The sequence below is a fragment of the Bacillus sp. ILBB4 genome (genome assembly GCF_035064545.1).
In the GTDB taxonomy this organism is placed as follows: domain Bacteria; phylum Bacillota; class Bacilli; order Bacillales; family Bacillaceae_H; genus Priestia.
On the sequence record NZ_JAIQVD010000017.1, the window covers coordinates 26,121 to 50,206 of the forward strand.

General features: G+C 34.9%; 24 protein-coding genes, 1 rRNA gene and 2 pseudogenes. 16 read left to right on the top strand and 11 right to left on the bottom strand.

Annotated features, from left to right (window positions below):
- Window positions 1-164: 164 nt before the first annotated feature.
- Window positions 165-476, top strand: a complete 312-nt coding sequence (locus LAV82_RS29500; protein ID WP_211080177.1) for a hypothetical protein — start codon at window positions 165-167, stop codon at window positions 474-476.
- Window positions 477-730: 254 nt separating this feature from the next.
- Here LAV82_RS29500 and LAV82_RS29505 read toward each other — a convergent pair whose 3' ends face one another.
- The 4 genes and pseudogenes from LAV82_RS29505 to LAV82_RS29520 form a co-directional block, all read right to left on the bottom strand.
- On the bottom strand, window positions 731-973 hold the full coding sequence (locus LAV82_RS29505) for a hypothetical protein (protein ID WP_211080178.1): 243 nt from the start codon (window positions 971-973) through the stop codon (window positions 731-733).
- A gap of 228 nt (window positions 974-1,201) precedes the next feature.
- Window positions 1,202-1,784, bottom strand: a pseudogene (locus LAV82_RS29510) (SOS response-associated peptidase).
- 253 nt (window positions 1,785-2,037) lie between these two features.
- Window positions 2,038-2,874 (bottom strand): STAS domain-containing protein, encoded by an 837-nt coding sequence (locus LAV82_RS29515; protein ID WP_211080182.1) that lies wholly within the window; start codon window positions 2,872-2,874, stop codon window positions 2,038-2,040.
- A 286-nt stretch (window positions 2,875-3,160) separates the two neighbouring features.
- A complete protein-coding gene (locus tag LAV82_RS29520) occupies window positions 3,161-4,063 on the bottom strand; it encodes a YsnF/AvaK domain-containing protein (protein ID WP_499717497.1) in 903 nt (300 codons plus the stop codon).
- Between the two features lie 177 nt (window positions 4,064-4,240).
- Between LAV82_RS29520 and LAV82_RS29525 the strand changes: the two are divergent.
- The 3 genes and pseudogenes from LAV82_RS29525 to LAV82_RS29535 all read left to right on the top strand — a co-directional run.
- A pseudogene (locus tag LAV82_RS29525) lies at window positions 4,241-4,378 on the top strand (KGG domain-containing protein); the annotation flags it as partial.
- Between the two features lie 95 nt (window positions 4,379-4,473).
- The gene (locus LAV82_RS29530) at window positions 4,474-4,671 is read left to right on the top strand and encodes a spore coat protein (protein ID WP_128820833.1); all 198 of its coding nucleotides are present in this window, start codon (window positions 4,474-4,476) and stop codon (window positions 4,669-4,671) included.
- Window positions 4,672-4,687: 16 nt separating this feature from the next.
- The gene (locus LAV82_RS29535) at window positions 4,688-4,978 is read left to right on the top strand and encodes a spore coat protein (protein ID WP_211080185.1); all 291 of its coding nucleotides are present in this window, start codon (window positions 4,688-4,690) and stop codon (window positions 4,976-4,978) included.
- 450 nt (window positions 4,979-5,428) lie between these two features.
- Here the strand turns inward: LAV82_RS29535 and LAV82_RS29540 are convergent, their stop codons facing one another.
- Window positions 5,429-5,554 carry a hypothetical protein gene (locus LAV82_RS29540; RefSeq protein WP_274609635.1) on the bottom strand — a complete coding sequence of 42 codons (126 nt, stop codon included), beginning with the start codon at window positions 5,552-5,554 and terminating at the stop codon, window positions 5,429-5,431.
- A gap of 30 nt (window positions 5,555-5,584) precedes the next feature.
- Complete coding sequence (locus LAV82_RS29545) at window positions 5,585-5,860, bottom strand: GlsB/YeaQ/YmgE family stress response membrane protein (RefSeq protein ID WP_211080186.1); 276 nt, start codon at window positions 5,858-5,860, stop codon at window positions 5,585-5,587.
- 520 nt (window positions 5,861-6,380) lie between these two features.
- On the opposite strand from LAV82_RS29545, the gene LAV82_RS29550 reads away from it, so the two are divergent.
- The 3 genes from LAV82_RS29550 to LAV82_RS29560 are packed head-to-tail and all read left to right on the top strand — an operon-like array spanning window position 6,381 to window position 8,518.
- Window positions 6,381-6,680: a hypothetical protein gene (locus tag LAV82_RS29550; RefSeq protein WP_499717498.1), complete on the top strand. Its 300-nt coding sequence runs from the start codon at window positions 6,381-6,383 to the stop codon at window positions 6,678-6,680.
- A gap of 12 nt (window positions 6,681-6,692) precedes the next feature.
- Window positions 6,693-7,826 carry an FtsK/SpoIIIE domain-containing protein gene (locus LAV82_RS29555; protein WP_499717499.1) on the top strand — a complete coding sequence of 378 codons (1,134 nt, stop codon included), beginning with the start codon at window positions 6,693-6,695 and terminating at the stop codon, window positions 7,824-7,826.
- The gene (locus LAV82_RS29560; RefSeq protein WP_499717500.1) at window positions 7,823-8,518 is read left to right on the top strand and encodes a hypothetical protein; all 696 of its coding nucleotides are present in this window, start codon (window positions 7,823-7,825) and stop codon (window positions 8,516-8,518) included. The genes LAV82_RS29555 and LAV82_RS29560 overlap by 4 nt, the downstream gene beginning before the upstream one ends.
- Before the next feature lie 364 nt (window positions 8,519-8,882).
- Here the strand turns inward: LAV82_RS29560 and LAV82_RS29565 are convergent, their stop codons facing one another.
- A complete protein-coding gene (locus LAV82_RS29565; protein ID WP_211080144.1) occupies window positions 8,883-9,239 on the bottom strand; it encodes a winged helix-turn-helix transcriptional regulator in 357 nt (118 codons plus the stop codon).
- A gap of 138 nt (window positions 9,240-9,377) precedes the next feature.
- Between LAV82_RS29565 and LAV82_RS29570 the strand changes: the two genes are divergently transcribed.
- From LAV82_RS29570 to LAV82_RS29595, 6 genes are all read left to right on the top strand, one after another.
- Window positions 9,378-10,388: a zinc-binding alcohol dehydrogenase family protein gene (locus tag LAV82_RS29570; protein WP_499717501.1), complete on the top strand. Its 1,011-nt coding sequence runs from the start codon at window positions 9,378-9,380 to the stop codon at window positions 10,386-10,388.
- Between the two features lie 419 nt (window positions 10,389-10,807).
- The gene (locus LAV82_RS29575; protein ID WP_499717510.1) at window positions 10,808-12,139 is read left to right on the top strand and encodes an NAD(P)/FAD-dependent oxidoreductase; all 1,332 of its coding nucleotides are present in this window, start codon (window positions 10,808-10,810) and stop codon (window positions 12,137-12,139) included.
- Between the two features lie 151 nt (window positions 12,140-12,290).
- On the top strand, window positions 12,291-12,593 hold the full coding sequence (locus LAV82_RS29580; RefSeq protein WP_499717502.1) for a hypothetical protein: 303 nt from the start codon (window positions 12,291-12,293) through the stop codon (window positions 12,591-12,593).
- Between the two features lie 546 nt (window positions 12,594-13,139).
- Complete coding sequence (locus LAV82_RS29585; RefSeq protein WP_499717503.1) at window positions 13,140-13,703, top strand: VanZ family protein; 564 nt, start codon at window positions 13,140-13,142, stop codon at window positions 13,701-13,703.
- 25 nt (window positions 13,704-13,728) lie between these two features.
- Window positions 13,729-14,412 carry a response regulator transcription factor gene (locus LAV82_RS29590; RefSeq protein WP_211080140.1) on the top strand — a complete coding sequence of 228 codons (684 nt, stop codon included), beginning with the start codon at window positions 13,729-13,731 and terminating at the stop codon, window positions 14,410-14,412.
- Between the two features lie 94 nt (window positions 14,413-14,506).
- Window positions 14,507-15,508 (top strand): sensor histidine kinase, encoded by a 1,002-nt coding sequence (locus tag LAV82_RS29595; RefSeq protein WP_499717504.1) that lies wholly within the window; start codon window positions 14,507-14,509, stop codon window positions 15,506-15,508.
- Window positions 15,509-15,867: 359 nt separating this feature from the next.
- On the opposite strand, the gene LAV82_RS29600 is transcribed toward LAV82_RS29595, so the two are convergent.
- Window positions 15,868-16,095, bottom strand: a complete 228-nt coding sequence (locus LAV82_RS29600; RefSeq protein ID WP_053488265.1) for a helix-turn-helix domain-containing protein — start codon at window positions 16,093-16,095, stop codon at window positions 15,868-15,870.
- Window positions 16,096-17,110: 1,015 nt separating this feature from the next.
- Between LAV82_RS29600 and LAV82_RS29605 the strand changes: the two genes are divergently transcribed.
- The gene (locus tag LAV82_RS29605) at window positions 17,111-17,812 is read left to right on the top strand and encodes a MerR family transcriptional regulator (RefSeq protein WP_211080138.1); all 702 of its coding nucleotides are present in this window, start codon (window positions 17,111-17,113) and stop codon (window positions 17,810-17,812) included.
- Window positions 17,813-17,953: 141 nt separating this feature from the next.
- Here the strand turns inward: LAV82_RS29605 and LAV82_RS29610 are convergent, their stop codons facing one another.
- The 3 genes from LAV82_RS29610 to LAV82_RS29620 form a co-directional block, all read right to left on the bottom strand.
- Window positions 17,954-18,730, bottom strand: coding sequence for a hypothetical protein (locus LAV82_RS29610; RefSeq protein WP_499717505.1), 777 nt, complete (start codon window positions 18,728-18,730; stop codon window positions 17,954-17,956).
- 116 nt (window positions 18,731-18,846) lie between these two features.
- Complete coding sequence (locus LAV82_RS29615; RefSeq protein ID WP_499717506.1) at window positions 18,847-19,602, bottom strand: ParB N-terminal domain-containing protein; 756 nt, start codon at window positions 19,600-19,602, stop codon at window positions 18,847-18,849.
- A gap of 107 nt (window positions 19,603-19,709) precedes the next feature.
- On the bottom strand, window positions 19,710-20,993 hold the full coding sequence (locus LAV82_RS29620) for a replication protein (RefSeq protein WP_499717507.1): 1,284 nt from the start codon (window positions 20,991-20,993) through the stop codon (window positions 19,710-19,712).
- A 1,797-nt stretch (window positions 20,994-22,790) separates the two neighbouring features.
- Here LAV82_RS29620 and LAV82_RS29625 point away from each other — a divergent pair.
- Entirely contained in the window at window positions 22,791-22,934 is a 144-nt protein-coding gene (locus LAV82_RS29625) for a hypothetical protein (RefSeq protein WP_499717508.1), read from the top strand.
- A gap of 1,092 nt (window positions 22,935-24,026) precedes the next feature.
- A 16S ribosomal RNA gene (locus tag LAV82_RS29630) occupies window positions 24,027-24,086 on the top strand; the annotation flags it as partial.

Sequence of the window (24,086 nt, forward strand, 5' to 3'; positions counted from 1 at the left end):
GCAATGGCCATAATCGGGAAAACTTTAGAATTTTTATTGAAAAAGAACATTTGTTCTTATATAATATGAGGGAGGAAAAACCGCATATTTTTCCTTAATTGAAACATATAGGATATTTAATAAAGAGATAATTTACAATTAGCTTTCACAGGGGAGAAAAAGCGATGAATTCTACATACCGTCATTTAAAAGATACAAAAAAAGAAGAAGGGCAAAAAGAATTACTTGAGAGAAACCTAGAAACTCATAGAAGTAGAAGATGGGTAACTAACTCCATTTACGCTATGTCCCTACTTGTAGTCGTACTTTGTTTCTATTTTCATGTACCACAGGCTGCAATTATTACTCTAATCTTATTTTTAATATGCGCAACTAGCGAAATACTGTATAGAGCGTTAGATAAAAAGATAGAACTACGGTTAAAACGGATTAAACAGGAGAAAAGAAAAATCATATTTAAAGGAAATAAATCCTAACAACTTTTCTATGAATTCCTTTCTGCTATACAGATTTGAAATTATTTTTCGTATGAGAACGAAGAAGAAAAAGTTAGCTTCGTTATAGAATAAAGTAAAAAAGCAGTCCTTTAACTATTCAAGGACTGCTTTCTTACTATATAGAAGAGAAGGTCTTTAAATCAAAACCTTATCTTTTTTAGTTTAACTGTGTTTTAACCATCTTAATTAGAAAAAACACCTTATTTTCTAGGTGTTTTTTCTATTTTATCATGTTATAACTTTTCTCTTAACATAGAAATTTCATTAATTAGATCCTTTATTAATCGTCCCAATCCTGCTAATTGTTCATCTTTGCGATCATAATCATCAATTTTCATAGATAGTTCTAAAATACGACAGGTCTCCTCAACTGTAAGGCCATGATCTCTTGCAAGAGTTTTTACTGTATCAAGAAATTTAACAGCATCATTATCAAAATAATCTTTTCGGGTTGTTTGATTAAATAATATTTCCATTTTCTCTCTCCTTAAAGATTCATGTTTTATGTTAGTGAATCTATAAATGAATTAGCACCAGGTTTGCAACTAGCAGAGGCTGAGAGATTATATTTATTGCAAAGGTGTATTCTTAAAACTTAAGGTATACAATTATACTCAATGATTCGTATAGCTTTATATAATAATTCAACCCTTAGAAGTACAGAAATTATACATTACTAACATTGAGAATTGGAATATGTTACTTTATAGACTGTTAACCGGAGATAGACAATCCGCAACATCATTTTTCGGTGAATTAACAATTGTAGATACAGGATATGATTTCATCTTTTTCGATGGAAAAGGAATGAGCAGTGATTTAAGATACTCTGTATCATTCATTTTAGAGTCCATCCATAAATCATATACGTCTTCTTCAAGAATTACAGGCATTCTATTATGAATTTCTTTTGTAATTTGATTTGGGGTTGTGGTTATAATTGTACACGAATAAAGAGGCTCACCATTTTTATCCCATTCATCCCAGAGTCCAGCGAATGCGAATGGCCGACCATCTTCCATAACAAATCGAAAAGGCTGCTTGTTTGTTCTTTCTTTTTTCCATTCATAAAATCCATCGCATACAATTAAACATCTCTTGCGTTTAAAAGGTGTCTTAAAACTTGGCTTTTGATCAATACCTTCAGCGCGTGCATTTATCATTTTATATCCAACTTTACTATCCTTAAACCAAGAAGGTACTAGTCCCCATTTCATCGTTACATTCAAAGTTAAATTGTTCTTGAAGCATATATATATCTGTTGCTAAAGAAAATCTTCCACACATATTCTCACCTTCTCTTTTTTTATTTAATGTTTTTCTAACTCTTTTTAGAACTTAAGGTGTAAGATTTACAATGCTGCTGCCACTGATTCGTATTAATTGGTATTATTTTCTCCTCAAAAAAACACTTTTCTTTCAATTAGTTGCTTTTTTTGTTTTTAAGGAATGATACTGTTTTCCATTGCATTCAATCGCAAGCTTACCTACGACAAGAAGACTACCTTCCATTGGTAGTCTTCCTGCATTTATCATTCTTTTACCTTTCATACAAAAGGTCACTTACTGCGTCTTTTAGTTTTCCATATGTTTTTATTTTAGTGAAATCTATACCCAATTGAACGGCTGTTAAAGCGATCTCTGGGCGGATACCTGTAATTGTTGTATCGATTCCTAGCAAGTCTAACATGTTTACCACTTCAAACAATTCATTGGTCATCATTGTATCAATGGAAGGTACGCCTGATAAATCAATGACTAGGCAAGACAGTTCGAGGTCTTTTGCCTGCACCATAATTCTCTCTACAAAGTCATTGCTCTTATAATCATCAATCTGACCAATTAGAGGAAGGACGCCAACTGTATCTGAAATACTGATAACTGGGGTACTAAGTTCTGAAATTATCATTTTTTGAGCATATACTTGCGCCTCCGCCACTTGCCCATAATACATGGTAAAGAGTTCAATCATCTTATCAAACGCTTCGTTTAAAGTTTTGGTCCATAAAAGAATATCTCTTTGTTTAATAGTAGACTGATGGAGATCTATAAATGCTTCAACCCTTTTAAGAAAAATAAAACGAAACGTTTTAAAATGGCGGATACTCTGATACAGAGGATTCCCTAAGTGAGCCCGTTTGGTCGCAATTTCTTGAGTCCAACCACTAAGCTTTTTAAATGATCCATCCTTTAGGACATGAACTATCGTACGAGTAAAATAGTGATTTTGTTCTCGAAGGTATTCAGTTACCTCTGAAGAAGCATCAGCTGTGTAAACAGAATTCTCTTCTATCTCTCGAGAATCTAGCCACTCTTGAGCCATTTCATTCACATGTTGTAATAAAAAATCATGTAATTCTTGAGTCATTTTATCCATAGTGTGTTCCCCTTTAATGATAGATAACTTTAACTTTCCCTTTTAACGAACATAAAAAACCTAACTACTAGTCAACACACTGATGTTCTCTTTAATGTATGGTGAAGCATTTGAGTTAAACAATAAAATGGGTTTAAGTAAGCTACTTAATCTTCATTTTTGTTTTGTAAAAAAAAGAGCTACTCAAATGAGTAGCTTTTCTAAAAATACAAACTTAGGGAATATAAGGAATTGGGGTTCCTATTATCTTAGTATGCTCAAAAACTTGAGTTTTATTCTTATTATCCTATCTATTGAACTTTTCGTTATGATGTGATGTCAGAGGACTCTCTTGATTTTTAATATTTACTTCTTCTTTCTTTAAAGTCTCCGATACTTTTTCATTTTTCTCTTTTCGTCGTTTACCTACAACTACTTCTTCTGTTACGACTGGTTCCTTTGATACGGTCACTTTTTCTTCTTCGAGAGGGATACGAACCGTCTCTTCGTCTTCTCTAATCTGCGTATTGGTTCTTTTATCAAATACAGGACGGCGTTCTACATATACTTCATCATGCTCGACAGGGATATTAACGGTTTCTTCTTTTTGAAGAACGTCCTTATCGACTTGAATTTCTCCTGTTTGGACGCGTTCTTTATCTACATGTAATTGTTCTTCTTTTAGCTCAATATGTTCTTCTGCATCGTTAGGAACATTCTTTTCATGCTCACGATGTTCTCCATATAATGATTGATCATAAACAGAGTCACCTTTCGCAAAAGCAGAATCCTCTCTATTTCCTAAAAACGGATGTGTTTTTGTTCCTCTATTCGCTCTTACTAACAATAATACTTTTCCTTTTTGTAAATCATCTGCATAAGACCCTGCTTCTGTAAGAGGGACACCTAAGTTAATTAAACGCTTTTCTACTCGTGCTTTATCTTTATGAGTCTCTTGATGGTGATCTGGTGAAAACATATGTTTAATTTTATCCATAATTGATTCATCTTCATGGGTTTGTTCTGTAGTTTCAATCTTCTTTACGTCAATTCCTTCTTTGCTTTCAATTTCTAAATAGTCCTCTTTATCGATATCTTTGCTAGTGACCAGGGAGAGGTCCTTCTCTTGAAATCCTTGGGTTTTTAAATTTTGAATAGCTGTTACGACTGCTTCTTCGTTATCGTACGTACCTATTACATTTTTAGTCATGAGTAGTTCCTCCTCTTAGTATAGAAAATAGTTTATATAAATGGATTCATTTATGCTATCTGTAATACCCCAGTCACTTTTTCTAAAACATTCAAAAAATTAGACAATCATTGTTTAAATGGAAATGAGCTGGGAATATAATTCACAAGTCGAAAAAAGCATAAGGAGGAAACAAACATGGCAAAGAATAAGGAAAATGAAAAAATGAGTAGAGAAGAAGCTGGACGAAAAGGTGGAGAAACTACATCTAAAAATCATGATAAGGAGTTTTTCCAAGAGATTGGAGAAAAGGGTGGAAAAGCTAGCAATAAAAATTCTAACAATTAAAACCTCTACAAAATAGCTTGGCTAGGTAGTGGTTTATACACATAGGTTTTTTAAAAAATACAATAACACGGAGGAATTGAGACATGACAAAAAAATTAGCTATGCACGAGACGCTAGAAGTTCATGAAATCTTAACACTTAAAACATCGTGTGTAACGAAAGGCACAGCAATGTTAGAATTAGTAAAAGATGAAAAATTAAAAAAAATTCTTGAAGAAGACGTGCAAACGTCTACTAAAGCAATTGATGAATTACAAAAAATATTAAAGAAAGCCCAATAACAGGAGGGATCGAGGAATGGCTACTAAAAGTGCGCTTAACAAAACATTAGATGATCTTGCTATTGCTACAGACTTATTATTATCAGCGAAAAATGGTGTACGAACATATGCGGTAGCGCTTACAGAAACAGCAACACCAGAAGTACGAAAAGTATTGAAGAAGCAATTAGATGAAGCTATTGATCTTCATGAAAAGATTGCTCAATATATGATTGAGAATGAAATGTATCATGCCTATGATGTTGAAGAACAAGTAAATCACGACTTAAAAAAGGCAGATAAAGCATTAGATTTAGCGAAAGGCTAAAAAAATAGAACTCTAAACATGAAAAGGGATGACAGCTATAACTGTCATCCCTTTTCCTACACATGGCAAGTGTATAGATTTTATAACAAGGAAATGAAACATGTAATTCCACTTTTTACAGCGTAATTTGTTTCTTCCTTTTAGTATGGTAAACTCGTCTTTTATGATAGAGATAAATGAAAAAAGAAGAATGACTTACCCATTCTTCTTTGTAAGTTAATACAAGTCCAGGATAAATTATGTATGGTATATAAGTATTTCCGTATCTATAGAATCTTTTATCAAAGGTAAGAGGATTAAAAAATAAGCGTTTATAGTTTATTTCTAAACATTGTACATAATAATAAGCGACCCTACACACTGTAAACAAAGTTACTAAGGTCGCTTATACTATATTCTCATTTATTATTTTTTTGTCTTTTTCTTTATAACAAAATAGTTGGCTTCTCATTAAGCTTCTAACGGAATTTCGCTCTCATGATTAATTTGATCAAATAAATAAGTAAGGTAAGAATCTAATTCAAATTGATTATCTTCCACAAAATTATCTAACATAGACCTACTTTCCTCTCTCATCTTTAGTCCCTCCAATTTATGTTTTTCACTTTATTTTGCATGACGACCATGATTCTTGTTTTGACCCATTTTTCGTAAAATGAAACTTACAATTAGCACTAAAACGATCGATCCAATAATTGCTGGGATGATTGCAAAACCACCAATAACAGGTCCCCAACTTCCTAAAATCAGACCGCCTAACCATGAACCAATAAAACCAGCAATAATATTACCGATAATTCCTCCAGGAATGTCACGCCCTGTAAGCAAACCGGCAAGCCATCCAATAATTCCACCGACAATTAGCATCCATATAATTCCCATGGGTTATTCCCTCCTGTCGAAATAGTTAGTTGACTTTACCCCTAACTACAACATGTTAATCTTGTTAATTTCTTCCTCGATAAGTTTTTTCTCTTTATGTCATAAGGTTATTTATCTTTTTTGCAATCTATTTATCTTTTGGGACAGCTTCTAGCGCCTCGTCTATTTCATAAAAAGAGTAAACCATAGTAAAACCCTAGTATCTATAAGCCAAGCACCTCTTACACAACCATCTACTGATCCCCTACTGGAGTAAGGGTTCTTTTTTATTTTTTGACTGGACAGGCAAGCTTCCTGCAGTAGCTACATAGTATCTAAAGAATATTAACCTCATCACCTAATCAGTAGCTATTTCGGTAACGTTACCGCGTTAATACAAGCTGTATACGCCTAGTGACGCCCTTGTTGAAACCTGTAAGGGAGCTGAGCCGAAGAGGCGAAGGGGGCGACCGGATGTGTTGAGCTGAAATAACTAAGACATGAAAGACGAAAAAATAAAAAGAAGAAAGTAGGTACCAACATGAGAAAAACACAATGGTTTAACTTTCGAAACTTCTTTCATAAACCTTCTTTAACCTCTTCAATAAAACCTCGTCCTTATAACGCTTATTCGTTTGTTCCTTTTAGTCCACTTGCCATGCTTAACCCCACTATTCTGACCCTAGGAGGCATTGTCTTAGGAATTGCTATCATCGAACGGGTATTAGAGCGATGGGGTGTCATTGATCTTGTGGATCAGTTTGCAAAAGTGATGCGTTTTATCTTGCCTATTACCTTCTATAGCGCCTTGATTTACTTTTTTGCGACCTTTATGTTTTGAGGAGGAATGTTGATGTTTGAGAAGCTCAAATTACGTGGCCAATTAATTAAAGCATTTCGTACGGCAGAGATTTACCGGGTGGTCAAACGTGGAGACCGTACTTCTTATCTGTTTCCAAAAATTCATCAAATCGATCATCAGCACACCTACACTCGGTATGCTTTTTCCTTATTGAATGGCATTGATCCTGAACTTTTAAATAAAAAAAGATGGGCATTACGACAAGTATTAGGCAGCAATATTGAAATAAACGGCAGCTTAAAGAACTTTAGTATTACCGTTCATCACAAAAGCCTACCTAAGATGCTCCATTATAATTATGAAGTCATTTACCCTCATATTAAGAAAATGGAGCTTCCCGTATGCATTGGTCAAGATATCTATGGAAGTCCCGTTTCATGGGATTTTGTTGATTTAGAAACGTTACTGATTTCTGGCGAAATTGGAGCCGGAAAAAGCAGCCTCATGCGTGTGATCCTCACCACATGGGTAAAATATGCCTCTCCTGAAGATCTGCGGTTAGTATTAGTTGATCTTAAACGAGCTGATTTAGGGTTATTTCATGGGATTGAGCATGTGGATGCGCTTTGCTTCGAGGCTAAGGATATGAGAAAACCTTTTGCTTTATTACGAGCTGAAATGTATCGAAGAGGCGATTTATTGTTAGAGCATGGTGTGACGCATATCAGGAGGCTACCTTTTAAGCTGCCTCGTATCGTTGTGGTCATTGATGAAATGTCCATCGTGAAGAGAGAGACGGATCTTGTAGAGATGATTCAACAGTTTGCCAGCCAAGGTCGTGCACTAGGTGTTCATACGATTATTGCCATGCAGCGCCCAGATGCGGATTTATTAAATTCAGCACTAAAAGCAAATTTACGGGTTCGGATCTCTGGAAGGCAGGCCGATGCGATAAATGCAAAAGTAGCCGGAGTAATTGGTGCAGAAGAAATCGATGCCGCAGCCAGGGGGCGTATGAAAATTAAAATTGATGAAGTGAAAGAGTTTCAAGCCTACTTCTTAGATGAAGGAGCTTGTAAGGAAATACTCTCACCTTATAAAACACGTGTGAAAGATCCTGAACCACAACTAGAAGTGGTATCACAGTCCATCTTTGGGTTATTAGAGAAGGAGGAGCAGCGATGAGTTTCCGTTTATCTCAACGTGATAAAGACATCATAGCGTTTATTAATCAATTTAGAGCTGTGGATCGGGACTCATTAGTTGATCTCTTCTTTAAACAGCTTAAATCGCCCGTAAATGCATGCAATAGCGTCATGGTACGTTTATATCGATTAGAACTCATTGAACGCACACAGCAGTATTCTCCTACGGTCTACTTACCTGTAAATGCCAAAATTAAAAAGAACTCTCAAAAAATATTACATTTCCTTTCTATCTTGGATGTCTATAAACAAATGTGTACGTATAGCACACCTAAACAGGTCATTGTCGAAGATAAGCCCACTGGACGAAAAGGAGGCATTGAACCGGATCTGTTTTGTATTTTTAAAGGATCTCCGTTTTGGATTGAAATACAACGTAATCAGTATTCAGCACAGAAAATGCAGGCGAAGATCAATCTCTATGAGGAGTTTCTCTTTTCAGATGAGTGGAAAGCGTTGCACTGGCAACCAGAAGAACGGTCCCCTATCTTCCCTTCTGTCATTTTGATTACACCTGTTCGTTATGCTGTTACTTCCGACCATATCCGCATTATACAAGTAGCAAGTATTCATGAACTTATGGAGAAATACAAGAGTTCTGCGAAACAGCAAAGGGATGGAAAGCCAAGGACATCAGCTTCTTCCGGTGGGATTAAAATTAATCTCACATAAGGATAAAGAATATAAAAAGCTATCTCGTCTGCTAATACCGAGATAGCTTTTTATAGAATCGCTAATTATAAAGTACCAAAATGTAACCGCAAGTAGACAATAGCATATTTTTGCCACAATGGCTATTTTTAGAGGAATCGACATATGTATAAAAGACTGTATATCTGATTAAAGGCACCCACGAGAGAACCTTTTTCCTGTAAGGGTTCTTTTGCTTTCCTGCTTCCTTGAAGAGGAATTATGTTAATTGGATTTATATAGCCTAAAAAGTAAAAAAACCACCCTTGAGTGAGAAAAAAGGTAGTTTTTTTCATAAGATTGATTTCATCAATAAGAACGGTTATTTGGATAAGATTACTACTCATCAATTACTTTCTTTCTCTTTTGTGTTTAATTCGTATGCTTTTCCCCATTCATACATTTGATGAATGATAGGTTTCAATGTGTAACCAAACCTGGTTAAAGAGTATTCTACTTTTGGTGGAACAACCGGGTACACCTCTCGATGAACGACACCATCATTTTCAAGTTCACGGAGCTGTAGAGTCAGCATTCTTTGGGTTAGGCTAGGGATTAAACGACGCAATTCATTAAATCTTTTTGTTTCCTGTAAGAGATGGTATAAAATAACCCCTTTCCACTTACCGCCAATAATATCTAATGTTGTTTCGACTGGACAACCTGTTGGGCAATCACCATATCCTGTTTTACGATTTCTCATAATAAACCTCCATAGTATATAGAATGTTACTATACCACTTAAATGTGCGTACTGTTATCTCTTTCTCTTTCTCTTTATAATGAATTACATATCATATATGTGAAATGATGATTAAATTTTATCGGGAGGATGTTTATTATGAAAGCAGTAGGACTATACCGTTACTTACCTATCGAAAATGAAGAGAGCCTGCTTGATCTTACGGTTGAAAAACCGATTCCTAAAGGTCGGGATTTATTAGTTAAAATAAGAGCTATTTCAGTGAACCCTGTAGATACCAAGGTACGTCAACCCAAAGATCATGTAGAGGATCGTCCCAAAATTTTAGGGTGGGACGCCAGTGGCGTAGTAGAAGCTGTTGGAGAAAGTTGTACACTGTTTAAACCAGGAGATGAAGTGTTTTATGCAGGTGATATTACAAGGCCTGGTTCTTATAGTGAATATCAACTTGTAGATGAACGTATTGTAGGTAAAAAGCCTTCAACCCTCTCATTTTCAGAGGCTGCAGCTATGCCACTTACTACAATTACAGCATGGGAAGGATTATTTGAGCGTTTAGGTATTTCAAAAGAAAAAGATAAGGGAAAACCGATTCTTATTATCGGTGGTGCCGGTGGTGTAGGTTCTATTGCTATTCAATTAGCTAAATGGTTGGGTCTAACGGTTATTGCTACAGCTTCAAGAGAAGAAACAGAGGATTGGTGTAAACAATTAGGAGCTGACTATGTCATTAATCATCGACAAGAATTTACGCCTCAACTACAGAAAATTGGTTTCAACGGGGTCCATTATATTTTCTGTTTAAATGATACAGATGGTCATTGGAACAGCATGGCAGAAGCTATTTTACCACAAGGAAAAATCTGTTCAATTGTTGAAAACAGTGAAAACCTAGACTTAAATCTCTTAAAGAGCAAGAGTGTCACTTTTGTATGGGAGTTTATGTATACTCGTTCTATGTATCAAACAGAAGATATGATCAAACAACATGAATTATTAAATCAAACAAGTAAACTCTTTGATGAAGGAATTCTTCGTTCTACTTTAACAGAAACTGTGTCTCCTCTTAATGCTAATAACTTGAGACAGGTTCATGCTAAAGTAGAGTCAGGAAAAATGATTGGAAAGATTGTATTAGAGGGTTTTTAATTAAAATATATTTCTTTCTAAATAATCATTCGGAATCTATGAAACTTATCACTAATAGAAAAATTGGTGACTTGAAGAGACCTTAATTTATAAGGTCTCTTCTTTATTCTAATAAGGTGCGTCAATGCATGAAATAAAACACCTAACGAACTTGAACAATTAGCCCTCTCAAAAGCATAATTTGTTCAAAAAGCTCACTATTTTTATGAAGAATGACATTATATATGTATCTAATATGCAGAGAAAGGTTCTCTAAGGAAGTTAAATTTTTATAGGTAAATATCACTCCATGCAAATTTCAACGTTTTAGAAATTCTTCACTCAATTTTAAAGTTTATTTAAAAGGAAATTTTTATAAAGTATAATAATAATAAATTCTATATGGTAATTCATGCTAATTATAGATTAAGGGGAGAATCATATTGGAGAAAGCAATAGTCATTGGAGGAAGCATTGCTGGGAAACTAGCTGCTAAAGCTCTAGCACATACCTTTCGACAAGTAATTATTCTAGAAGCTGGGGAAAAATGGGAAGGAGAAGCTCCTAGAAAGAGGGTGCCTCAAAGTTATCATCCCCATGTTTTATTAAAAGGAGGAGAAGAAGCAATTGAGAAATTGTTCCCCCACTTCTTTAATCAACTAATCGAAGATGGAAGTATTATAAATAACTTTACAAGAGATTTAAAGTGGCACCATTTTGGTTCCTGGAAAAAACGATTTTCAGGAGAGTTAGAAATGGTTCAACAAAGTCGCCCAATGTTAGAGTGGCATTTACAGCACCGTATTAATCAAATTTCTAATATTAAAACCGAGTATGAAACTAAAGTCGAGCAACTATTATTGGATCATCAGCATGATAAAGTATCCGGAGTGCGAGTACGCTCCCTTAAGACAGGAAAAGAGGAAGAAATTCTTGCAAATGTTGTTATTGATGCTAGTGGGTTTGCTTCAAAGAGTGTAGAGTGGCTAAAATCATATGGTATTGAGGTTAAGGAAGAGAAGGTTTGGATTAAGCTTTTTTACGCGACCAGATTCTTTCGTCTGAAGAATCAAGACCGACCTGACTGGTGTAATCTTCTAATCTCTCCTAGTTTCCCTGAGAACCCTTATGGTGCATATATTCAAAGGATTGAAGGGGATCGTTTTTCTATTACCTTTAGTGGTTACGCTAACGAAAATGCGCCTAAAACAACTGAGGAGTTTTTCTCTTATGCACAAAAGTTACCTGTACCTGATGTGCTTCATTTCCTAGAACAAGTAGAACCAATTTCAGAAATAAAAATACATACAATTCCTTATCAAGTACGTCGACGCTTTGACCTGGCCAATGTTCCAGAAGGTATCTTAGTGGTTGGAGACGCTCACTGTCGTTTTGATCCCGTATTTGGACAGGGAATATCTGTTGCTGCTATGGAGGCCTTAGAATTGCAACGCTATTTTCGAAACTCTGCATATTCTAAGAACAGGGTTACTAAAATACTTCACAAGAGATTTTCTACTCTTATTGCAACTCCATGGGATATGGCAATTACGGAAGCATTTCGACACCCTGATATTAATGGAAAGAAACCCCTCATACAACCGATTAAACAATGGTATAGTAAGAAGGTTTATCAGCTTTCAGCTTCTGATCCGGAGATTTATTCCAAGCTAGTTAGAGTGATGAATTTAATTCGCCCTCCTTTGCACCTTTTCCATCCTAAAGTTGGGTTTGCTATATTAACCAATCGAAAAAAAGAGAAAAACAAATAAATAATAAGAGTTCGACACCTTATGAAAACTAATATAAAGATGTTGGAAGGGATTTAGACACGAAATGAAAATTTTCATGGGACAGATATTGTTGAATACATTACAACTAATTCCGAAATTATGAATAATTATATAAAGGAGAGAATTTATTTTGAACAGGCTGGTAATTTTAACGATAGCTTCGGAAGTATTTCTTTTGTTATCCTTTCTGATCATCTTCTTAACAACCGGAAGGACTAAAAAAAGCATTTTCTTGATACCATTGCTTATTGTTGGAGGCTCCCCACTTCTCTATCTAGCCGTAGACCATATGAACAGCCACTATGTGGACGCTAATATCGGATTGGGTCTTGCCTTTATGTTTACTTGGATATATAGTGCAATCGCCTTTGTTGTTGCTATTGTTCTCATGGTAAAAAGGAAAAGAAAGAATAACATTTCAAAAGAACAGTAATCATGGTCCAAGCTTTAGAGAACAAAATTCCTGAGGTTGGTATGAGATATCCCGGAACACCTTAAAGATTCCATGCTGAAAAAAATGCTAAAACAAGTTGAAGAGACAAGCAATTCTACTTTTTAGAAGAATAAAAAATGATTACAAAATAAAAAGAAAGCCTTGTTTTATTATAAGGCTCTCTTTTTTATTTACTACTAGTAATTTACATTATGTGAACTAAATTTGTTTATGTACGATGGGTGTTCGACTAGCCTATTAACAAAATGACTAAAGGAATAGATTTTCCGATAGCGATTAGCGCCTCTTATTTAATAATCATTCCTAATGTGCTCACAAACAATAAGAAACGTTGGGTAATAATTAAAACGTTCATTCCGTACTTAAAATCCTTATTTGCTCCTAGTTTATTCGCTGCTTCTCAAGTAGCAACTCCAAAGTGTTCACCTCAAATATTTTAGATACTCTTTAGTCTTTCTTAATAAAAACTTTAAAACTTCCATCTATACTTTGTAATACTAGGAAATTACTTGAGGAGGAAGTTATGTGGAAGAATCAATGTCAATTATGTTTGCTATACAATCATGGTATGTGTTAGTACCGGTATCTATATTAGGACTGATTTGGTTATTTAGTTGGGCAAAGCGTCAAAAAAGAAAGATCAATCTAGCTCAGTTTGCCGTTCTGATCTCTTTTGGGATATACTTACTTTGCGTTATTCACCTTGTGTTTTTTCCAATTGATGTGAATATAGGACGCTATGCAAATCAGACACCCTGGTATATGACAATTAACTTTATACCAACCTTGACAATCGATCTAACGACGTTTTTATTAAACGTACTCATGCTTATACCATTTGGAATGTACGTCCCGTTTCTAAACCAGACCACCACTTCTATTAAAAGGATAGCAAAACTCGGTTTTATGCTGAGTCTCTCCTTTGAGTTATTACAGCTTCTCATTCGAGTGTCATTAGGAAGTGGGAGAAGTTCCGATATTAATGACTTATTGGCAAATACAGCTGGTGCTATTATTGGTTTTCTCATTGTTAAGACCGTGTGTAAGATTTCTCCATTAAAAAACATGCTTAAACAGTTTCAACTCTAGCCGATATGAAGGGGGAAATAACAAAATGACTAGCATCTTAATTGTAGATGATGATCAGCAGATTGCTGAGTTAATTGAGATATATTTGAAGAATGAAGGATACATAATCAATAAAGCTGGAGATGGTTTGGAGGCTCTTCAAATTATGGAGCACACTCCTTCAGACCTCATTATACTAGATATTATGATGCCAAACATGGATGGACTTGAGTTTTGTAAACAAGTTCGTAAAAACAATCATGTACCCATCTTAATGGTTAGTGCAAAGGTTGAGGATATGGACAAAATCATTGGCTTAATCACAGGCGCCGACGATTATATGATTAAGCCGTTTAATCCTTTAGAGTTAACAGCGAGAGTAAAGGCATTACTTCGCAGGGCTAATTACATACAGAGTGAAAAGAGTGTTGATGTGGTAAATGTCGGCTCTCTAATCATTGATAAACAAAGTCATACAGTTATGACAGAGGATAACGTTATAAAGCTAACAGCACGGGAATTTGAGATTTTATATTTACTTGCTAAGCACCGTGGACGTGTGTTTGCATCTGAGGAGATTTTTGAAAGGGTGTGGAATGAACCTAGTGAGGGGTCAAATCAGACCGTGATGGTTCATATTAGTAATCTTCGAGATAAACTTGAGGCGGCTGTACCGGGTGAAACAATCATTCAAACGGTCTGGGGAGTGGGATATAAAATTGAAAAGTAATTTAATGAATCTATTAAGATTTCTGCCGAAATGGAAAATAATGATGTACATTTTCATATCGCTTTTCCTGGCAGTGGTGACTGGAGTCATTCTTTTGCCAACAATATGGTATTTAGAGGACAATTCAAGGTTTTTTGAGAGCTTGTTTTTCATATTATCCTATTTTCGTGAATTGATAGTTCTCGTTTTTTATGTTCTTACCACTGGGGTATACTTGTTGCTCTTTTATCAATCTGAACGGAAACGATATCTTACTTTTTATTTAAATAAAATAGCTGCGGATGTTCAGATGTTAGCAGAAGGAGAAAGAAATTCAGATGATATTTCAATTCAGCCCGAATTCCAAGTACTAGCTGAAGGAATCCAAAAGATTATTGCATCATCGGAAGAAGCAATCAATAAAGTCAAAAAGGCAGAACAATTAAAAAATGAGCTTGTAACTAGTGTGGCGCACGACCTTAGGTCACCACTTACGTCAATTATTGGTTATCTAGATCTTATTAACAATGATCGCTATTGTAACGAGGTGGAGCTTCGACATTATATTCAAATAATTCATGATAAGACATCTAGCTTGCATACTTTGATTAATGATATTTTTGAATATACTTATATGCAAAATCAGCAAGTCAAACTTCGAAAGGAATCTATTAATATTGAAGAAATGCTTAATCAGTTGGCCGTCCAATCAAGAATGCAGTTAGAAGAAGCTAAAATGGAGTATCGCTTATATTGTACTGCGACAGATCCAATTGTTGTGGGAGATGGTGGAAAGCTCGCACGGGTATTCGAGAATCTAATACAAAATGCCATTCGCTATGGTAGTAAGGGTAAATATATTGATGTTGGGCTAAGCGACACAGAAAAAACAGTTGAAATTGAAATCGCCAACTACGGCCAAGCTATTTCACAATTAGATCTTCCTCATATCTTCGAACGATTTTACCGGGTTGAAAAATCTCGATCACAATTTACTGGAGGATCAGGGTTAGGGCTGGCAATTGTAAAAAGCATTGTCGACCTTCATAATGGTCAAATTGAAGTGATGAGTACAACGGGAAGAACTGCTTTCACAATAAAGCTATTAAAAAAATAATAGAGGATTCTTGTAATTTAACGTATTAGTAGAAGCCCACTTTTCTAACAGATTTCTTTAATTAAACAATCAGCTAAAAGATGCAACGTTGGACGCTTCTCTTACATAAACCTTATTATACAGAGGCATGTTTGGTTGCTTGGTTCCAGAAATCCGTTATATGTTAACTGGAAATGAAGATATATCTTTATATGAACAGTTTAGAATTTGGTTATTTTGGTTAAGAATAGAGATGTCACCTTCTGAAGGTTGACTAGTGACAGGCAGGCACTAATTAATGACCTTCTATTTGTTGAAAATAGAGGGTTATTGTGTGTAATTGGGCAAGATAATAGATAAAGAGACAGTAGTTGTCCTTCTTATATATCAAAAAAATCTTTTGGTTGTTTACTACTGTCTACTTTCTTTACAACGTTCATAATTTTTCTCAAAATCTGGGGACTAGGTATGTACTGTTTTTCATTACAAAGCCTTGTAAGAGTTCTTCTTGACACTTTACTTTTTTCTGAAAATTCAACTTGTGTAATACCTTCATTGTCTAGCCATCTTCCAAATTTAGATCTTTTTGGATTCTTCCACCAGAACATGATTAACAACTCCTTTTATTAACATGTTCTCCATATTTCAAAAAAAAATACTCACTTTGGCTCACTTTGGCGCATAATAGTCAAGGGACTAATCATATACTTTAGAAAGTAATGCAGAGGCCCAGATTTTAATATTTAATTAGATATAGAATAATGTCGATATTTTTGTAATAGACATATAGCATGAATACAGTTAAGACCGCCTTATACACTGATACATAATGGGCGGTCTTTGTTATGGATATTCGTATCTAAATAGAAAAGAGCCTAGATTCTAAGAATAGAAGCAAGGCTCTTTTTTTGATTTCAGTGCAAAGAATACGTAGTAGACCATAAAATGTCACTTTTCTCTAAATAAATAACTTATGCAATTAATTTAAACAATTTATGAATCAATTATTTGGAATCCTTAGCGCACTTTTTTATTTCAGTCATTATTTAACTTACCAGCTATAGAATCTGTCTTAAAAAGTCGCTCTAGCTCCTTATCTACTAAAACTGAGCGATTTTACACTTGGTTTGACAAGGATTTTATGCAGCTTCGCTCAGGACGCCATGTATTGCGAGGTTTTTGCATTTTTTAAATACAAAAATAAGTGCAATTTCGCTATAAAGAAGACTACTACTCACCATTATACACTTCATTTATATAAGTTTATGTACAACTTGTTCAACTTAAGTTAAACTTATACTTAAGAATGTATAAATTAAAATGCAATATTATCATCATAGTTAAACTTGAGTTGAACTAACACACAAGAATGTGCAAAATTAAATGCAATATCCACCTTGTGGTTAAACTTAAGTTAAACTTATACTCGGAATTGTACAAAAATAATTATAGATTCCAAAAGGTTATATCTTCTTTTGTGTAGAATTATATAATCAAAACTATGTTTGTTTGAAATTGGATAGTACTTTATGAAGAATTTCGAGAAAGTTTAGTAGTAGATTTGATATAATGTTAACCAGTATAGCAATCTTGGTGTAGAACAAGGTAAGGAGTGATTGATTTATGTCGCAAACACAAGAAGAATTATCTTATCAAATAAAAGATGTTGCAGAGATTTTAGGGTGGTCTCAATCCAATGTGCGAAAATATATGAAATATATGAATTTGCAGGGTAGTCGAACTGAGGGCGGTCATCGGCGTTTTAGTCAGCAGGATCTAAATGATCTGCTAGAAGCAAAACGTTTAAAAGAAGAAAATGACTACTCTTTAAAAATGATTCAAGCGCATTTCAACAAAGAATTGACTGATGAAATGCTTGAGAAAAATGAGTCTCTTAAGTCATTTTTAGAAGAATCAGTAGAGGAACTGCAAGAGCAAGTAGAAGGTAATACAGAAAAAATAAAATCAATGGCTGAGTTGTTTGATGGATTTGTTAAACATACTGAAAAGCAAATAAAACAGATATCTGAAAATACTACTCAAGAAATATTATCTCTCCAGCAATTAATGCGAACCTTGCCAGACATTAAAAAGTCTGAACAAGACCAGCAAAGGTTGAGAGAGGTTGAAGCGAAAATAAGGATTCAAGCACGGGAAGAAGCTGTTGAATTGTGGAATCAAAAACCGGAAAGTGAAAGGTTTATGCGAAGTGGTTTTCTAGGTCTGCAGAAAACTGAAAAATTAGGAGAAAGACAGGATTTTATTGAATCATATATAGATAAGAAAGTTCTTCAATATGTTCAAAGTGATGAAAGTGTTAATTAATATATGGTTTATCCGTCATGTGAAATTTAATAAGAAGTAAGACAAAGTAAAAGACCCTCTTGCTTCGCAGAAGAGGGTCTTTTACTTTGTCCTATTTTTTTATAGCCTTTTCATCACCTATTTGAAGGGGATAACTCTTTTTTAATTCTTTGAGAGTAAAGGAGAAGAGATAATACGCTCATTTGATAGGTATGTCTTTTCCTTTGAGAATAGCTTTAATCCCATAATATTAGGATGAACCTGCACAGTGATGGAATGATAATGTAGCCCGTGATCTTCTACGCGAGAAAAACCATTGTTGAATTTTTTATTGTACTCAGGATTAAAATGGTTGATTAGAGCTGCTTCCGTTGCATTTAAGATTTGATTATTTAATTCCAGAGGCGGATTCTTTGTTATCTCTTGTAGTTGAACTAGATCTTCGTCCTCACTGTCTATTTCCTCTAATAACTGTGATTTGAACTCCAATAGTAGAAGGGCTAGATCTTTTTCAGGATATTCATGTAAGAGATCAACTTCTATCTTCTGTAACGTAAGATCAGACATTAACCCTTCAGCAGGAAGGGGTTCTCCATTCTCTCCAAATGCCTGCCCAATATAAAGGATCTCTGTATCTAGGTAATACTTTGAATGCTCACGATAGACTTGAAGAAGACTTAACTCGATAACACCTTTCTCCCAACCTGTGAATACCATTGCTTTACGTGGCTTCTCATAGTCAAATTCAAATTTTCTGTGATCAAATCCTGGGATAACACTTGGAAAGACGGAAACGTCAAGCGTCTCCCATGTAGTATGTTCGCCTGTTCCAACAATTACGTCAAAACGTATATAATCTTCAAAGAGTTGGACAGAATCTTCATCTATACTTAATTTTGGGGGTGAGTGTAGCCATGTAAATATTATATCTTCGATCATCTGGCGATAAATGACCTAAATCATAAGGGAAACACAAGGTTAGATGATAAGCCCATGTTTGCAGCCCATAGTCTGGCATATACTTAGTGTTCATAGCTACCTTCTTAGATATTACGTTATTTTTGATATTCATAGACAACCGGAACGTTGTCCATTTTCATGGTTTTGGCCACAATATAACGACGATAGCCATCCTTTAAAACCTTCGTTTCTTTCTCAATCGTTAACGGTTTGTCAAGGTGTCCTGTACGTTTCACAAATTCAATGACTTCTTCTGTTTTCACAGGGTTTGGACGTGTCTTTAAGAAGGCTTCAGGAACGATAATGTCATCAAAACTCACAACATCCTTTGTCCCTTTCGGCTGAATAGGTTGCTGCTTCTTCTGTGGCGCAGCCTTTTTCTCTTGAACAGGTGTTTCGTTCACTTCTGGCTGTACCGTTTTCGCTTCTTTTGCTACAGGCTCTTGTTTTTCTTCTTGCTTGGTAGCCGCAACCTCTTGCTGAGCCTTAGAAGCCTCTTGTTTCGCTTCTTTTTTATCATTTGACTCATTGACTTCTTTGTCGTTTTTATTCGGGAGAACGGTAATCTGGAAGCAGATAACACCTATTTCGCCAGGGCACTCGTCAATGGGAATATCTAGCGTTGGTTCCCCTTGAATTAAGATTTTTTCATGCATAATACTCTTTTTTGTTAGTCCGGTTTTATTAAAGGCTTTCTTTGCAACAAACACGGTATACGAAATAAACGTACTCTTCTTTAACCCTTTAGGCGCAGAAGGTGAACCTTTTTCTCGCATATCAAAGGCAACGTAACGGTCGTATTCTCGTAATGGTCCTGTCGCAGAACCTGTTAGGGTCATTTTATGGGGCATCGTGATCTCCTCCTACATAGATTTATATATTGATTATTTAGAAGTATGTTCTAAATAATAATACTCTTACTAAACATCAGCTTCTAAGGGATTTCTTCACTTTTTGATTACGAAACAGTGTCCTGTAATTGGGCATGTTCCTGTAATAACGCTTGTTCCTGTGGTGTTAAGACTTGTCCTAGATCTTGTTTAAGCTGCGCCATTTCTAACGAACTGTACGTAGTACTGTGTTCCTGGAGCAAGGTTTCTTCTTCTGATGTTAGTTCTTGCCCTAAATCTTGCTTTAATTGGATCATTTCAAGCTGTTGATCCAGAGAGATAGCTGTTTCTTTTGTAGACTCTTTTTGCTCCTGTTCAGCTTTTAACCAAGCAGGAACCAATTCCTTACGGATGATATGTTTAGGCTTAAATAAAGCTGTCTTAGCTTCAGTATGTATGTCTGACTCGGATGATTGTTCTTTTGTATTCCCTTTTAGTAGATTTGTAAATTGATTGAATGCAATTTGATAAACAAGACGGCACATGTCATCTAGTGATAGGGGAGTACCCTTATGATTCGCTTCATGGACATATTTATCTAAGCCTACAATCGCTGTATACGCGACTTCATGTACTTGTTCTTTGACAATCTCAATCTTTGTATCTCGTTTTACTGCTTTTGCAGCATTTCGAATACGAGCATAGAAGTCTTTTAGTTGATGACCATATTTACTTGCATACACATTATTTACTTTTTTAGGCACACCTTTGATATAAGCAAATGACTGTGAAGCAGATATTAAATGATTAGTTAAATGATTTTTAGGTAAATCAAGGTTAATAAAGGGGGACGATGATTTTTCGTCCTCAAAGCTTGGTGTATCAACGTTTTCAGCACGTTCTGGACTTGTCACAGGAGTTGTCACAGGAGTTGTCATTTCTTCTTGTTGAAGTGTTTGTACACCTGTTGTGTCATGGTCAAAAAAGATTTCATCACAAATTTGATCAAAATTCGTATGGCTTTTAAGGATAAACACATAGCTATCAGGATGAGCACCTGTTGTATCTTCTTTGATATAACGTGCTACGATCATAAATGGCGTTTCCTTTAATGATTTTACAAAGCGAGAAACGGTACTTTGGGATACATCAAATTTTTGCATAAGTGTTTTTGATTGGATCGCTTGAATGCCTGTAGCAACAAGGTTATAAATCACGTAATCTAACATTTCCATACGTTTTTTAGGGAATACTTTATGTAGGGCTACTTGTTGTTGTTTAAAGTATGTACGAAGTGTTTCTAAAAACGCTTCTTTCTTTTTGCGAAGGATCGGTTTTTCTTTCCATAACCAATTGAATCGTCCATTGAAGGTATTTACATCTTGTAAATAGCAAGTTAATATCTTTGTCATTTGTTCATCTTCTCCTTTAAGGAACACAAAAAAGACATTGTCTCCCTTGTAAAAGGAAAACAATGCCTCAATTAAGATAAACTAAGCCCTTGAAATAGATGTCAATTTCGTATAAAATAAAACCATAAGTTTTATTTTGTACAAAACTAACTCTATTAACAAGAGACTTCGACAAGTGTTTTCCCTACCGGATTTAGGGGGAACGGTTTAAGAGTGTTAGCGCACTACTTAAACAGTTGAAGTCTTTTTTCTATCCGCACGTTTTTGTTAGTTTTATTATAGCGTTAACTAGTCTCATAATTCAATAAAAATTAGCAAAATATATCAAAACAAGTATTTTTAGCTACGATCCGTTTGTTATTTCTTTAGGAGTCGACTTCATCATAGCTGAATTTGTGGAATCTGGGGAGGGGTATTTTTTTACCCCTCCCTAAATAGTTAGAAGTGTGTTATAATGCTATATTTTTGAGAATGTTAATGATTTGGTAATTCGTTCACCTTTAATGATAATGGTAAATATCTATTCTGGGTAGGGTGATTTTTTGTAGTCCTTTTTTGGTAAAAGGGGTGAGAGAAAATCATCCTATGCAGCATGTTGAAAATATGATAGGAGCAGTTTCTACTCCATGTAGAAGCTGCTTTTTTGTCGAAGTATGAGGTTAGAGATTGTCCTAGAAATTTCACAGCACTCCACCATTTTAGTTCCGGTCCTAATTAAGATTTAAAGGTGTCCTTCCCAGTCGTATTTTTAATTAAGAATAGCTCATTTACGAACCTGTTGTTTCAAAATTGCTGTCATGATTGTTCGAATTTCTTTGCTTCCTCATCAATTTTTTTAACAGCAGTAAGATTAACAGTTCTCATTTTACTTTCTGTATTTTATTTGAAATTCCCAAAATAGTGGTGCCCTTTAAAAAATAGAAAGAAGAGCATAAGGGTTTTTTGCTATCACAGGGTGTGATAGGCTAGGCAGAGCCTAGCAAAACCGTGATATCATGCAAAATCTTCAAGGAACCCCCTCAGCGCACCCTCAAATTAAAGGATAGTCCCGTCACCGGCCCTTCAGTAATCACAACATTTATGCCAAGAACCCCTTCATCGACCCTTCATATTTGGGAAATGTCCCCTCAAGAGTCACTTCATTTTGAAGTGTTTTTTAGAAAAACAGTACAGGAGCAAGCGATCTTTTTTTATTTTCTTTCGTACATTCATGGTTAAAACTGGGGTTTATTTTCACTTACAATAAAAGTGATTTACGCGTGCTTTTTTATCATTTATAAATCATTTTTTATCCTATAAACGATTACGGTAGAAACGGAAAATAAGCGTCAAACGCAATAGGAAATGAATGAATTACGACGTGATATGAAGTACCAAGTGAACGAGGAAAAGTCGATAAAGAATCTAAAATCATGATAAAAATGGATACTATTCTATTAAGTGATGTAAGCATTCAACTCTATAAACGTGAACAAAAAAGCTTGCAACAAAAGCTCAAAAAATTGAATAAAAAGCAACAAGCTTTAGCAGTGGAGTGAAAAAACACAGGTTAACAGTAGGTCAACATGTGTTTCTTTGAGGTTCACAGCAGGTTCACATCATTGGTTTTTTATGTTCGCAGTAGGTTCACATGAGGGAGTTTAGATCAACAGCAGGTTCACACTTTAGAGGTTTTCGTGATATCACGGTTTTGCTAGGCTCTGCCTAGCCTATCACACCCTGTGATAGCAAAAAACCCTTATGCTCTTCTCTCTTGTTCAGTAGAGAACCATAAAATAAAGGAAAGGAACGAATGTCATGGATATGTTTTTACGAAATATTGATCCAGTTGCCGTTAAAAAAATAGATGAATTAGCAAAAGAGAAAAGGATTTCTGGTCAAGAATTTTTAAAAAGTCGGCTTAAAAGGGAGGGAGATACTGAGAGGGATAAAGGATTGTAATAAAGTGAAAAAAAGAAATTATGGAATGGATTTACGGAATTTTTTGCACGGAATAGTGGAGCATAATCTTAAAAGAACGGAGTACAGCACAAGAAACGGAACGTTAAAAAAAGCAAAAGTTTGAAGGCGAAGTGAAGGATGAAAAGTCTACTTTTTTATATTTGAAAGCTAGAAGGAGGAAGCAGCGAGCAACTAAAAGCTGTTCCTACGATTCCTCTTTTTAATGATTGGTCGAGATAGCTTATGTAACACAAACGGGATGCAAACGATTATACATCCCGTCATGTGAAGAAGGAAAAAGTAGCTTTTAATGCAGTTAACGATCTTTAAGGAACACTTCATTTACGTAATTCCATTGCCTAATGAAACAGTAACTTGAAAAAGTATCTTCTCTTTAACAAACACCTCATTTAAGCATTGAACTAAAAAATATACAATGTGAACGAAGTCGTTCTTGGTCTGCGACAAACACCTCATTTGCACAGTAATAAATGAACATTATTGTCTACCCATTATATACATTCTTACTACGTTCATGACTACCATCCCCTTATGAATCAAACATACATCGGTTTACAATAAGGTTTTCTGAAATATGCCTGCTGTAGACACCTCATCCCAAATGTAAGAAGCTTTGTAATGATTAGTTTAATCAATTACTTGTTTTCCTTCTTCCTTATATAGAATGTCTCAATAGCCTATTTATAATCCAGTAAGCTAATAGGGATTTTTTGGGTTACACGCACGCTTTATTTACAAGGTAGTTTAACTAATGAAGTCTTATATATAGAAATTAGTTTTATTGATTAACAACTAATAAAATGTATGCTAAAAGGATAATGAAATAAATAGAATATTTTTTAGAAAATATGTTGACTTTTTAGTAAGTATATTTTATTATTATAAAGCGTCGTTGAGACACACCAGTAACAACGAAGCAAAAAAAAGATTTTCAAAAAAGTTGTTGACATTATGTTGATAACTTGATAAGATATTAAAGTCGCTTAAGAGCGGCGGTTGAACTTTGAAAACTGAACAAAGCGACAAACGTCAACGTTAATTTTTATTTTTAAAATGAGCAAGTCAAACATTTCTTCGGAGAGTTTGATCCTGGCTCAGGATGAACGCTGGCGGCGTGCCTAATACATGCAA